The organism is Parabacteroides johnsonii DSM 18315, assembly GCF_025151045.1.
Lineage (GTDB): Bacteria > Bacteroidota > Bacteroidia > Bacteroidales > Tannerellaceae > Parabacteroides > Parabacteroides johnsonii.
This window is the reverse complement of record NZ_CP102285.1, coordinates 4222083-4235486: the sequence shown is the minus strand read 5'-3', so window position 1 is coordinate 4235486 and position 13404 is coordinate 4222083. Positions and strand designations below refer to the sequence as shown.

9 protein-coding genes, 1 pseudogene and 1 riboswitch are annotated in these 13404 nt (G+C 46.0%); of the genes and pseudogenes, 4 read left to right on the top strand and 6 right to left on the bottom strand.

Translation table 11 applies throughout. The features are described from left to right. Window positions 1-200: 200 nt before the first annotated feature. Window positions 201-710 carry a flavodoxin gene (locus tag NQ564_RS17300; RefSeq protein ID WP_008153142.1) on the top strand — a complete coding sequence of 170 codons (510 nt, stop codon included), beginning with the start codon at window positions 201-203 and terminating at the stop codon, window positions 708-710. A 133-nt stretch (window positions 711-843) separates the two neighbouring features. Here NQ564_RS17300 and NQ564_RS17295 read toward each other — a convergent pair whose 3' ends face one another. The 4 genes from NQ564_RS17295 to NQ564_RS17280 form a co-directional block, all read right to left on the bottom strand. Beyond that, entirely contained in the window at window positions 844-3279 is a 2436-nt protein-coding gene (locus tag NQ564_RS17295) for a TonB-dependent receptor (protein WP_039848375.1), read from the bottom strand. A gap of 177 nt (window positions 3280-3456) precedes the next feature. After that, window positions 3457-3819 carry a hypothetical protein gene (locus tag NQ564_RS17290; protein ID WP_008153145.1) on the bottom strand — a complete coding sequence of 121 codons (363 nt, stop codon included), beginning with the start codon at window positions 3817-3819 and terminating at the stop codon, window positions 3457-3459. Window positions 3820-4090: 271 nt separating this feature from the next. After that, the gene (gene eno, locus NQ564_RS17285; protein ID WP_008153148.1) at window positions 4091-5371 is read right to left on the bottom strand and encodes a phosphopyruvate hydratase; all 1281 of its coding nucleotides are present in this window, start codon (window positions 5369-5371) and stop codon (window positions 4091-4093) included. Between the two features lie 140 nt (window positions 5372-5511). After that, window positions 5512-5889 (bottom strand): thioesterase family protein, encoded by a 378-nt coding sequence (locus NQ564_RS17280; RefSeq protein WP_021862165.1) that lies wholly within the window; start codon window positions 5887-5889, stop codon window positions 5512-5514. A 121-nt stretch (window positions 5890-6010) separates the two neighbouring features. Further along, window positions 6011-6216, top strand: a riboswitch (cobalamin riboswitch). Between the two features lie 128 nt (window positions 6217-6344). Between NQ564_RS17280 and NQ564_RS17275 the strand changes: the two genes are divergently transcribed. Both NQ564_RS17275 and NQ564_RS17270 read left to right on the top strand, forming a co-directional pair. After that, on the top strand, window positions 6345-8705 hold the full coding sequence (locus NQ564_RS17275; RefSeq protein WP_039848461.1) for a TonB-dependent receptor: 2361 nt from the start codon (window positions 6345-6347) through the stop codon (window positions 8703-8705). Between the two features lie 26 nt (window positions 8706-8731). Beyond that, complete coding sequence (locus NQ564_RS17270) at window positions 8732-10270, top strand: Ig-like domain-containing protein (RefSeq protein WP_008153154.1); 1539 nt, start codon at window positions 8732-8734, stop codon at window positions 10268-10270. A 322-nt stretch (window positions 10271-10592) separates the two neighbouring features. Here NQ564_RS17270 and NQ564_RS17265 read toward each other — a convergent pair whose 3' ends face one another. Continuing rightward, window positions 10593-10775, bottom strand: coding sequence for a hypothetical protein (locus NQ564_RS17265; RefSeq protein WP_129650296.1), 183 nt, complete (start codon window positions 10773-10775; stop codon window positions 10593-10595). Window positions 10776-10942: 167 nt separating this feature from the next. Between NQ564_RS17265 and NQ564_RS17260 the strand changes: the two genes are divergently transcribed. Beyond that, complete coding sequence (locus tag NQ564_RS17260; protein ID WP_008153161.1) at window positions 10943-12118, top strand: MFS transporter; 1176 nt, start codon at window positions 10943-10945, stop codon at window positions 12116-12118. A gap of 355 nt (window positions 12119-12473) precedes the next feature. On the opposite strand, the pseudogene NQ564_RS17255 reads toward NQ564_RS17260, so the two are convergent. Further along, a pseudogene (locus NQ564_RS17255) lies at window positions 12474-13262 on the bottom strand (inositol monophosphatase family protein). Window positions 13263-13404: the final 142 nt, after the last annotated feature.

Sequence of the window (13404 nt, the reverse complement as noted above, 5' to 3'; positions counted from 1 at the left end):
TCTTTAGGCGAAGCATGCATTCATGGCGGAAAACTTCATGATTTTCCAGATACTGCTTAATTGGCGGCAAAGATAGGGAAAAAGCCAGAAATCCCCTCAAACAGGTACGGGTAGCCTATAAAATACATTTTTATAGGTATTGTACGGCGAGGCGGAATGATGGATATTTGTCCTCGTTATCAATTAAAAACAAATTAATAATGAAGACTATAGGAATCTTTTACGGTTCGTCGAACGGGACAACCGAAAGTGTTGCGAAACAGATTGCGGAAAAATTGGGCGTCAAATCAGCGGATATTCACAATGTCGGCCAGGCATCACCTGCCGATTTCGCTTCTTATGAAGTGTTGCTGCTGGGCAGTTCCACCTGGGGAGCGGGCGATCTTCAGGACGACTGGTATGATTTCCTCCCAAAAATCAAGAAACTGGATTTATCCGGGAAGCTGGTCGGGCTGTTCGGCTGCGGCGATTCTTCTTCTTTCAGTGATACTTTCTGCGACGCAATCGGGACAATCTACAACGACCTGAAAGCCACGGGCTGCAAATTCGTCGGCAGCATGGATACTTCCAGCTACACCTACGACGATTCGACCGCTGTCGTCGATGGCAAATTCGTCGGTCTCGCCCTGGATGAAATGAACGAAGACGACCAGACTCCGGTACGTATAGACGCCTGGATCGAAAGTTTGAAAAAAGACGGGGTGGAATAAAACAATGGTGCCCCGTAGGGGCGGGGTTCTACTCCGCCCAATGAAAATGTCCGGATTCAATGGGCAGAGCAGAGCCCTGCCCCTACGGGATGACATGGTCATACAAAACAATTGTCATCTACCATTCATCCCGTCAAAAACTGAACTTGGCTCCCGCGTAGTAGGTGCGGGGAGTTCCCGGGCCATAAATATAGCCGGAGTCGCGAGTTGCTCCTTTGTCGAAATCGTTTTGATAAGAATCGAACAGGTTCTGGATGCCTAAGTTAAGTTGCAAGGTCATGGCTGCCGTTAACTTGAAATCATAGCTCAACTTGGCTCCCAGTTCAAAGAAATCCGGACTCTTCACCAGAACATCCGCTGTCCCGTTCACTTCGGACATCAGATGAGGGACATACATCCGCCCGGTATAATTACCGTTAAACGCTATCGTAAACGATTTTACCGGTGTATAGGATGCTGTGAAATAACCATACAGGTTCGGGGTACGCAAAATCTTATCGCTGTGCCGCTCCGTATCCGTCAGATGTTCTTTATCCGCGCTCCATTCCTCCGGTTCGTCATATACACTCCGTTGTACCGTTATACCAGCCTGTATCTGTACTTTATTCCGCCAGGCAATCTTTCCCTCCAGTGTAGAGCCGTACACCTTAGCCCCCGAACCGTTGCTGCGAGTCTGCACCAGCGAACCGTTTTCCGATTCTACAGGAGCCGACAAGACAAACGGATCACTCAGTTTCGTGTAGAATCCTTCCAACAACATATTCACCTGGAAGTCTCCAAAATAATGATACCAGTCGACAGACCCATTCACACTCCGCGAACGCTCTTCCTTCAGGTTCGGGTCCCGCACGATCGAGACGCGCGCGCCTCCGACATTACTGATATGCAAATCTTCGTCAAAGGCCTGCGGGGCACGGAACCCTTCGGCATAGCTCAACCGGAGATTGATGTCGGCTGTCGGGTTATAGCGCACATTGGCACGAGGACTGAAAATAGCCTTACCCATGATGCTGTTCTTATCGATACGCCCACCGATCAGGAAGCTCCATTTATCATTTTTCCACTCGTTCTGTGCATAGGCGCTCCACACGTTTATGATCTGGTGCAAGGATGCCGGCGTATATTTTTCGATCAGTTCCTGCAAATGCTGTCCGGTAGCCGTCGGATCTTCCTTTAGTGCAGCATCCCGGTATTTCAATCTATCGGTGGCACGATCGTCCAGATCATCGTGGCTAAACTCGATACCCCCCGTCAGATCGGCAGGCATGAAGAGGCATTTGTCAAAACTATAGAGATACTGCGCTCCCATCACGCCTGTGAAATCTGTCGTCCGGCCATACGCGCTGTAATAGCTGTCGCGGTGGATATGCTGTCCGGAGGCGTAGAGGCTGAGGTTATGTTTCTGGTTCGGAGTAAAGACATTAAACTTCAGGCTTCCCGTATTGATCGAATGTTGCAACTGTTCGACAAGCCCGGCCTCACCCATCCCGTTGAGTTCGGGGGCTTCGGCGATATGCGGCGGCAGTTTCATCCCACTGCCACCCCGGCGAAACTCTTCCATATGGTGGTATTCGATATTCAATTTGGAGTAGGCGCCGGTCTTATAAAAGCCGTTGAAACCGATCGTCTGGTTTTTCAGCTTTGGAAGCTCGGAAAAGCCGTCTCCATTCGAATCCCAAGCCGAACGATAACGGTTTTGCCCATATATGTAAGCACCCATTTTATTGTCCGAAGATACCCACGAGAGATTAAGAGTCGTATTGTTATCATACGCACCGGAGCCGTCCAGGTTGGAGATCGTATGTCCGAAGGAACCGGAATTGCGGATGGGCTCTTTCGTTATGATATTGATTGTTCCGGCGATAGCCGACGAACCGAACAAAGCAGAACCTCCTCCCCGTATCACTTCGACCCGCTCGATCATATTGGCCGGGATTTGTTCCAGTCCGTACACACCAGCCAGTGCGGAAAAGATAGGACGAGAATCGATCAATATCTGTGTATATTTCCCCTCCATACCATTGATGCGGACTTGCGAGTAGCCGCAGTTCTGGCAATCGTTCTCGACCCGGACGCCCGGTTGGAAAACCAGTCCCTGCGCCAATGTCGTGGAGTTGGTCTTTTCGAATAAGGTCGGGCTGAGTACCTTCACCAGGGTAGGCGCCAAACGGCGTTTTGTTTCGTTGCGGTTGGCAGAGACGACTACACCCTCGAGCGAGATCAAATCTTCTTCAAGCTCGAAATTCAGTTCCTGCGTCTTCCCTTTTCTGGTCGTTATTTTTTTCGTAACCGTCTTGAAGCCGATAAAGGAGACTTCGATCATGAACTCTCCTTCGGGAAGATTTTTCAACATATAATGTCCAGAGTCATCAGTCGCCGTGCCGATTGTCGTTCCTTTCAGGATAATCGTTATTCCCGGCAAATGTTCACCAGTCGCCTTATCCACGACATGCCCGAAAATATTGGCATCCGTAGGGTTCATCACTTCTTTTTCGTTGTTATAGGTATCTGCCATCATTGCCGAAACGGCACAGCAAAGGCATAGGACAAGTATATAAATTTTGTTCATTGAAATGTCTTTTAAAAATTAATAATATAGAAAGTGTATAGGTATACAGAACTGCCTTGTTCCCACATTTGATGCGAGATCACATAAAAGCCGGCCGTAAAAACATCCGATTGATAAGGCATGTTTTTTACACCCCACCGCGAAGCGCGGGGACAAGACATTTTCGACATACCGTCATTAATTATTTAAAAAGACAAACGGTGGTGCACGAAGCGAAACCTTCCCCAGAACGGGACGAAGGTGATCCGGGTAGATCGGACGAGTGGATACAACACAAAACGTTGCAATAAACGCTGCAATCAGCACTTGTGCAAAAGCAGCACCGCTGATTTGAATAGTCGAAAGTTGGTGTAACAACTGGAACTCGGCGTAGTTATGCTCTTTCTTGGGAGTCCCGTCGTCATTTTTCTGATAAGGATGGGAATGGACGATCGTCACCCCATTCACTATATGAACGTGGGTAAAGGCTATCAGACATCCCAGATACGATATGAAAAGTAACGGGAGCGCAATCCTTAAATATTTCCTTAATCTATCCATTTATCGTGAACTATACGATATAACAACCATTCAAATGACAAAGTTCGCAAATTCAACGATAATACCCAATCCCTATTTACAGGTAAAAACAGGCCTCCATATTACCTACATATTGTCATTTTCAGGATCAAGTTGCCGGCTACAGTCTTTGTCAGAACACATTCAATCAATCCGCTTAATTTACCAATAAAAAAGGCCTCTCATCGCGAGAAGCCTTTTTCTGATTTTAGTTTCGTTGTCTATGCAAATTAGCAATTATGATTATATCTGATTATTTTATTCTTTTATATCCATAAACCGCCAGATCACCCAGTTCCTCTTCGATACGAAGTAACTGGTTATACTTAGCCATACGATCGGAACGGCTCAAAGAACCAGTCTTGATCTGTCCGCTGTTGGTGGCAACGGCAATATCGGCAATCGTAGCATCTTCCGTTTCTCCGGAACGGTGGGAGGTCACGGTCGTATAGCCGTGGCGATGCGCCATTTCAATCGCATCGAGTGTTTCCGTCAGCGAACCGATCTGGTTCACCTTGATCAGGATAGAGTTTGCGCAACCATCCTGAATTCCTTTGGAGAGGAAGTCCACATTTGTAACAAACAGGTCGTCGCCCACCAACTGGCAGCGGTTGCCGATCCGCTCTGTCAACTTCTTCCAGCCTTCCCAGTCGTTTTCACTCATACCGTCTTCGATAGAATCGATCGGATATTCGTCGATCAGCTTCTCCAGATATGCAATCTGTTCGTCTGCCGTACGTTTAATGCCTTTCACACCTTCAAATTTGGTATAGTCGTAAACACCGTTTACATAAAATTCAGAAGAAGCACAATCCATACCGATTTTCACATCCTGTCCGGGCACATAACCTGCGGCTTCGATAGCAGCGATGATCGAGTTCAACGCGTCTTCCGTTCCTTCCAGGTTCGGTGCGAAGCCGCCCTCATCGCCTACAGCCGTGCTCAAACCACGATCTTTCAATACCTTTTTCAACGCATGGAACACTTCCGCTCCCATCCGTAGGCCTTCCTTGAAAGAAGAAGCGCCAACCGGACGAATCATAAATTCCTGGAAAGCGATCGGAGCATCGCTGTGAGAACCCCCATTGATGATATTCATCATCGGTACAGGCATTACATAGGTATTCGTGCCCCCAATATACCGATACAACGGGATATCCAGATAGTTAGCTGCCGCCTTTGCCACGGCAAGAGAAACACCCAGGATCGCATTGGCTCCTAAGTTGGATTTGGTTTTGGTCCCATCGAGTTTCAACATTGCATGGTCAATGGCCCGCTGGTTCAAAGCCGACATTCCCACCAAGGTCGGAGCAATCGCCTTATTGACGTTTTCAACTGCTTTCTGCACGCCTTTGCCTCCATAGCGATTCTTATCGCCATCGCGCAGTTCCAGCGCCTCGTGTTCTCCGGTCGAAGCACCCGACGGAACGGAAGCACGCCCCATTACACCTGATTCCAACCATACATCTACCTCAACAGTAGGATTTCCTCTCGAGTCGAGGATTTCACGTCCTGTAATCTTTTCTATTCTCATTTGTTTGCTATTTTAAAGTGAGGCAAAGATAGAGGGTGAAAAAGAAATATGAAATCACCATAAATGACTATTTAGCAGACCGGGAATACCTACTAATAGGTAACTTCATATTCCTTTCTTCATAGCAAGCAGAGTGATGGCTAACCTTTCAGTTTCGACAAAAATTTCGTTCTGTCAACTATATAACGGATATGCGTGCCTTCGCCGATCACATCCACCGAGTCCCTGGCGACCAGCGAGAAGGTTAACTTCCGTCCTTCCACCTCGACCAGTGTTGCTTCCGCATACACTTCCTCACCTCCACCGGAAGGACGAACATGCGTCATGTCCATTTTAACACCGACAGTGGTCGCCCCTTCTGGGAGTTCAGCCGCAACAGCCAACATCGCCGCATTTTCCATCAATGCCACCAAAGCCGGCGTTGCCAATACGGGCAGATCTCCCGACCTCATCGCCAATGCGAAATTATCCGGCAGTACGACAGTCCGGCTGGTATGTTTCAATCCTTTTTCCAACATAGTCACTTCATTATTAATCGTTCCATATTCTGTTATTCTTTCACGGAGTCTGACGAATCCGACGCCAAAAATAATGAATTTGTTTTTTAATCCGCTTTTTGTGCGGATAGACTTTTTTCTTACCTTTGCCCCAGTTTTTGGTTTCACGACCCCCAATCGCTACGGGAGCGTGATGAAAAGGGAATCAGGTGCGAATCCTGAACAGACCCGCTGCTGTAAGTTCCTCTCCAAATCTTTGAATACGCTGCAAGCCACTGTCCGTCACCGGATGGGAAGGCATTCAAAGACGGAATAAGTCAGAAGACCTGCCAAGAACAAACATAGTTTTAATGCTTTCGGGAAATAAAGCTACAAAACATCGAGTCAAGTCATTCTTTATCCTCTTACATAAAGAAATCATTTCTCCTTGTATGTATTTCCTTAAGCAAGTCATGAACGCTATATCAAGGATTAAAATGAAAGTCTTTGTACATGTATTTTTTTTGCTTGTCTGCCTGTCGCAACTGAACCTGACGGCACAAAACAAAATTACGCTCTCCGGAAAAGTCACCGACCAGCAAGGCACTCCCCTGTCGTTGGTAACGATCGCCGTCGAAAACACAACCTTCGGCACTTATACGGATGACAGCGGACATTATTCCCTGCAAGTATCCCCCGGCAAACACACGTTCGTCGTCTCCTCTTTAGGATACCAAACGATCAAAACCTCACTCGACCTCCACCACAACAAAACCCTCGACTTCCAACTGGAAGAAAGCTCCGTCAACCTGAATTCGGTGGAAGTGTACGGAAAAACACACTCACAACAGGCAAGAGAAAGCGCACTTTCAGTCAATACATTTGACGTCAAACCGGTAATCAATTCGCTTAGTAACTTGAATGAATTAGTGAATCGCACAAGTGGTGTCAAAGTGCGTGAAGAGGGAGGCGTAGGTTCCGACTTCGACCTCTCGATCAATGGGCTGTCTGGCAATTCCGTCCGTTATTTCATCGACGGTATTCCCTTGGACAGCAAAGGGAGCAATGTAACACTTGCCAATCTACCCGTCAACCTCATCGACCGGGTGGAAATCTATAAAGGCGTAGTACCAGCCTCATTGGGTACGGATGCATTAGGCGGTGCAGTAAACATCATCACCCTAGCGGAAAAGAAAAACTTTATGGACGCTTCTTATAGTATCGGTTCTTTCCACACACATCGAGCCGATCTGAACGCACAGTTTGTGGAACAATGCACCGGACTGATCGTGCGTCCTACTATTGGCATCAACTATTCGAAAAACGACTACTGGATGAAAGACGTACAAATGCGCAATGAAACAGGCGACCAATTTATCTATGGTAATCCCAAACGTTTCCATGACGGCTATTTTTCGCTATTGGCACAGATAGAAACCGGAATCACAGGCAAACTCTGGGCCGACGAATTCTTTGTTTCCGCTTCCTATTCTAAAACGGACAAGGAGTTGCAGACCGGCTCCGTGCAGACCAAAGTCTATGGGATGGCTGAACGTAATTCGGATGCATGGAACGTATCGGCACGTTACAACAAACATAATTTCATTACCGAGGGCATGACATTGAAAGCGACATTATCGCACACATGGGACCATTCTATTACTATAGATACGGCCTATCGAAAATATTATTGGGATGGAGGCTACATTGTGAGTCAGCGCAACGAAATCAGAGGCAATGAACCTTCCATACGTCATTATAAACGCCCTCTGACTATCGCACGTGTCAATTTGGATTACCAGCTGAACAGGCATCACGGTCTCAATCTGAACTATCATATGAGCCGAACCGGAAATGACCGCTATGATGATTTGGACCAGAGTTTCGAACCATCAAACGATGCTGTAACCAAACATATCATCGGACTGACCTACAGCCAGTCGTTTTTTGATGGAAAAATGCAGAATGTATTCTTTGCCAAAGATTATGTGAACCACCCGAATATCCGGCAGACCGACCAGTCCACCGTGACGGGATCGGACAAAGTGCAAGGTTCCACTACCAAAAATTATTTTGGATATGGTACCGGACTACGCTATCTATTCTTCGATCCATTGGCGGTAAAGGTTTCTTATGAACATAGCGTACGCCTGCCCATCGCACGTGAATTGTTAGGCAACGGGACCACCATCTATGCAAATGTAGCGCTGGAACCAGAAAAAAGCAACAACGTCAATCTCGCCTTGTTCGGCACATGGCATCCTGCCGGCAGACATACTGTCTATTACGAGGCAAACGGATTTCTGCGTCATGTGGACAATTATATACAGACCTCCGTTATTGAAAAAGAAGGCATGATGCAGTTTGTCAATGATCCCGCCGTTCATATTAAAGGAGTCGAGGGAGAAATTCGTTATGATTGGGACGGCCGATTGCAACTCATGGCCAACGTCAGCTATCAGGACGCCCGTGACCAACAAAAATACAAAGAAGATGGCAAACCATCCGCCACATACGACAACCACGTGCCCAACCGCCCCTGGTTGTTCGGCAGCGCGGAAGCAAGCTATACATTCCGCAACTTCCTGCAACAGGACAACAAACTACGTTTAGGCTATACATTTCAATGGGTACATTGGTATTTCCTAACATGGGAAGCCTATGGTAACCGCGATACTAAAGCCCGTATTCCCTCGCAACATATCTGCAATGCCAATATCACCTATTCATGGAAACACGACCGTTATAATATCGCATTGGAATGTTCTAATTTCCTCGATGAAACAGCTTATGACAACTATAAGCTGCAAAAACCCGGACGCGCTTTCTTTGCAAAGTTTAGAGTTTTTATCAATTAACATTCATATTAAAAAACAAAAGAAAAATGAAGAAGTTTAAATTTGCATTACTCGCCTTCATGACAGCCCTGATCTCATTTGGTTTCACGGCTTGTTCCGATGACGATGATTTGAAAGACGTGTCGGTAACCGGCATCACGATTACTCCAACCACATTAACACTGAAAACGGGAACTACAGGAACACTGACTGCGACTGTCGTTCCCGAAAATGCTGCTGTAACAACTGTCGCCTGGAGCAGTTCGGACACGAATGTCGCTACAGTAGAAAATGGTGTCGTAACAGCAGTTTCCGAAGGTTCGACTACAATCCAGGTAAAAACGAACGACGGTGGATTCACTGCCACCTGTGAAGTAACTGTAACCAATGATACACCTGCTTTCGACGAAAGTAAGTATCATTTCGACCTGTTTCTGACCGTAGGAAAACATGGTGGCATGAGCAGCAAGAACACGACAGTTGTCAACAGCGTCAATAAACTAACAGCCGATATGGGGACTATCACTGTTAAAGGTGAAGGCACCGAATTGGGAGACTACTCGATGGAAAGCATTTCGAAGGGGAAATATTACTATCAGATTCCTTCAAGCAACGACCGCTTCGTGAAATATCAGATCAAAGATAACAAAGTAATAGAAAGTGCTTCATCTCCCTTTAAAACAAACACCTACAAAGTACGCTCCTACACTCATGCCTGGATAGATGACAACATACTTGTTGTCATGGCTGCCAACGGCGATGCAAGCAAGATCATCTGGAGTAAGCTGAACACCGATAATATGTCGATTCTGGCAGAAGGGACACTGGATATTCCACTACCAGAATCAGAGGTTACAGGAGAAGAAACAAAGAAATTCACTACATCGGGCATCCTTACCTACAATGAGAAAGCGGGAAAATTATTCTATTTTTATTATGGGAAAAACGGTCTTTCAGGAAAGAGCGGCAAAACCACTACTGCTTTTTATACAGCGGTGCTCGATCCTTCCACTTTGGAGGTAGAAAGCAACAAGCGCAACTCACTTGCCCGAGAAATGGCGGGAAGTGCCTACGGCGAACTGATGCAAGACTGCGTAATGTATGATGAAAGCGGCAACCTCTACCTCGCTGCAATCACCGAAAAGGGAGACTTAGAACAAGGGCACCTGTTGCGTATCAACAATGGTGAAACCGATTTCGACGCCACTTACGAAGGATATCCTGATGCAGACGGTAAATTGCTCACTATCCAGTATTTGGGAAATGGCAAAGCTCTTGCTTATGCCCGCGACGATGCTGCCGGTACAGCAATCGACAGTTACAGCCATTATTATTCCATTATCAATCTTGCTACAGGTGAAAGGACACGTTTGAGCTATGAAGGCAAAGAACTCGCTTACAGTGGTGGCCGTTTCTCACAGCGTTCTGTAGTCTTCAACGAGAAAGCCTATTTCGGTGTGAACACTGAAGCCGACACTAATGCCATCATCTACATTTACGATATAAAGACCGGGGTTGTAGAGAAGGGAGCAGAAGTGGCCGGAGAATTCTATTTCGACATGGTCCGCATGGTGGAAAACGATTGATCCGCTCCTAGTCTGCCAATATCTACATTTTAAATAAATGGGGGGGATAAATATCGGTATTCATGGGACGCTGACAACACAGACGAGTACAGATTAACGCTGATATTATTAATTATCAACAAAATAAATCTGCATCCATCTGCATATTCTGAGTCATCTGCGTCCGGTAATATCAATTTGCCCCCCACTTTCACCAGAATCGGTTAGTTTCGGAGTCTTGTTTCCGTACAGACATATAACAAAAATATACAATAAGCCTTTTTGTCTTTTTCCTAATTTCCCCTGAAATCCCAGCTCATTCCAATTTGACACCCTACACTGTTTAGCCGTTTTCCGACGACGACCATCCTCGTTGTCGTGAGTTGCCGAGATCAAGGGATATGATGACCGCCTTCATGGCTATGACGAGGAACTTTGTCACCATGAAGACGGTCGTCACAGGGGGAAAAAGCGTTTTGCTATCTACAAGGAGATTTCCGGACATCTTCACCTGCAAACTACTCAAATGTAAAATAATCTTTTATTTACAATAAGCCGGAATACGACAGTATATCTCCATAGCGGAAAATACACACTTTCCGAACGATGGTTTATGAAAGCCTGTTTACAGTCCTTGTCAAGAATGTCTAGATAAAAAAATTTGATGTATTTTTGCCGTTCAAAAAGCGGAATATGAAACAGACATTGAAAGAAAATGGAGGATTGCCTGCCTCTATCCTTTGGACACTCTCGATTGTTGCCGGAATAACGGTGGCGAACCTCTATTATAACCAACCGCTTTTAAATATGATACGTCAGGACCTCCACGTATCTGAAGTTATTACGAACCTAATCGCAATGGTTACGCAGATCGGCTACGCGATGGGGCTATTGTTCGTGATTCCGCTTGGAGACATGTTCCAACGGAAGAAGATCATCATCATAAACTTTTCCATCCTGATCATTTCTCTACTAAGCATAGCATTAGCGCCGAGTATCCACATAGTCCTGACCGCTTCCCTCTTTACCGGTATCTGTTCGGTAATGCCACAGATTTTCATACCGATAGCCGCATTATATTCAAAACCAGAAAACAAAGGGCGGAATGTCGGGCTGGTTGTCTCCGGCCTGTTAACAGGAATACTGGCCTCGCGGGTAATCAGCGGAATCGTAGGAGAAATATTCGGATGGCGGGAGATGTACTTTATTGCAACAGGCTTGATGGTTGTCTGTGCCATCGTCACAACACGGGTATTACCGGAAATACGACCGACATTTAAAGGAAAATACAGCGAACTTATGAAATCGCTTCTCTCGCTACTAAAAGAATATCCTCTTTTACGCATCTATTCGCTTCGTGCCGGATTTGCTTTCGGTTCATTTCTGACGTTATGGTCTTGCCTGGCATTTAAAATGGGGCAAGCTCCTTTTTTTGCAGGAAGCGATGTAGTCGGGATGTTGGGACTTTGTGGGATAGCCGGTGCTTTATCGGCTTCCTTTGTTGGAAAATATGTCAAGCAAGTAGGGGTACGTCGTTTTAATTTTATCGGTAGCGGCCTGATACTTTTCTCCTGGTTACTGCTTTATTTCTGCGGAAATTCGTATGTCGGCATTATTTCTGGCATCATCATTATCGATATCGGCATGCAATGTATTCAGTTAAGCAACCAATCCAGCATATTCGGCTTGTGCCCAACAGCACCGAACCGAGTCAATACATTATTTATGACCACTTATTTTGTAGGTGGTTCCTTAGGAACATTTCTTACAGGATTTGCCTGGCAGGCCGCCGAATGGACCGGCGTTACAGGTATCGGAATCTTGTTGGCAGGGATATCGCTCCTCATTACGATCCTTTCCGGCAAATAAATCATTCCTTCTTTTACATTCCTACCTAAAAATAGGTAGGATTTTTTTCATTATACCTACTGATCGGTATTTACAAGACTTCTCATATATCAGAACTTTGCATTCCGAATTCTAAATTTGAAATAGTAATAATACCGATTGCAAAAATGAACCTGTCCGCCAAAGAGATACATTCCGAAGCAATACCTGATAAACAGGCTGACAAAGCATTGATGCCGGAGAACTTTTCTTCCCTAACTCTTATGCTGATTAGCCTCTTTTGGATAGCTGTCATATTTATTCCGATCATTCTAATCCGAAGGAAAGTCCTCAAAAAAGACTGGAGAAGGAGATACCGGCATTGATAAAAACAATACTACAACAAGTGGAGGATCGTGTCATGTATCACCCCGTTACTCGCCACCACCTGCTTGGCTGAAGGCCAAGTGTCGCCACCAGAAAAGTCTGACAGCCTGCCACCCGCCTGCATCAGAATCAGACCGCCTGCCGCAACATCCCACGGGCCAAGATATCCTTCTATCCGGGCATCGAACCGACCACAAGCAACGTAACAGAGCTCGGCCGCAGCAGATCCCAACAGCCTCGTCCCTCCGGCATAGCCATACAAACGATCTACCAGCTTTTGGGCGACCGGACGGTAGTGATCGGAATCATAGGGGAAACCAAGCGCAACAAAAGCTTTATCCAGGACAGCAACATCCGTTACCCGTATCTCTTTACCGTCCAGATAAGCCTAGCTTCCTTTCCAAGCATAAAAACATTCATTGCGACAAACCTCATATACAACTCCCAACAACAGTTCTTCCTTATCCCTCAAGGCGATACTGACACTGTAGGGAGCCATATCATGGATATAGTTAGAAGTCCCGTCGAGCGGATCGATCACCCAACAATACTCCTCGTCCGTCAGGCTCCCCGAACCCTCTTCGGCAATAAACCCAGCTCCGGGAAGTAATGTCGAGAGCTGTTCGATCAGACGCCGTTCAGATTCTTTATCTACATACGAGACATAATTGTGTGCACTCTTTTCCTCCACTCGCTCCTGGTCGAACTTTTGCCGTTCGTCACACAGAAATGCACCGGCTTTACGGGCTATTTGCCGTACTTCCGCACAAAGATATTCCAGGTCAGATATTCCAATCATCGTTTAATCTTTTTATGTTCAGCCTTAATATAACGACTCTGGACAGCTATTATTACCGTTTTATCGATATTACTTCTTTATTTTTAATTTATTCCCTATTTTTGTTAACGGAATGTCAAACAAAACAGACCCTTTAACCGTT

What these genes read in the sequence shown, in the direction of transcription:
- NQ564_RS17300 (WP_008153142.1), top strand. Translation starts at nt 201, where the DNA reads ATGAAGACTATAGGAATCTTTTACGGTTCGTCGAACGGGACAACCGAA.
- NQ564_RS17295 (WP_039848375.1), bottom strand. Translation starts at nt 3,279, where the DNA reads ATGAACAAAATTTATATACTTGTCCTATGCCTTTGCTGTGCCGTTTCG.
- NQ564_RS17290 (WP_008153145.1), bottom strand. Translation starts at nt 3,819, where the DNA reads ATGGATAGATTAAGGAAATATTTAAGGATTGCGCTCCCGTTACTTTTC.
- eno (WP_008153148.1), bottom strand. Translation starts at nt 5,371, where the DNA reads ATGAGAATAGAAAAGATTACAGGACGTGAAATCCTCGACTCGAGAGGA.
- NQ564_RS17280 (WP_021862165.1), bottom strand. Translation starts at nt 5,889, where the DNA reads ATGTTGGAAAAAGGATTGAAACATACCAGCCGGACTGTCGTACTGCCG.
- NQ564_RS17275 (WP_039848461.1), top strand. Translation starts at nt 6,345, where the DNA reads ATGAAAGTCTTTGTACATGTATTTTTTTTGCTTGTCTGCCTGTCGCAA.
- NQ564_RS17270 (WP_008153154.1), top strand. Translation starts at nt 8,732, where the DNA reads ATGAAGAAGTTTAAATTTGCATTACTCGCCTTCATGACAGCCCTGATC.
- NQ564_RS17260 (WP_008153161.1), top strand. Translation starts at nt 10,943, where the DNA reads ATGAAACAGACATTGAAAGAAAATGGAGGATTGCCTGCCTCTATCCTT.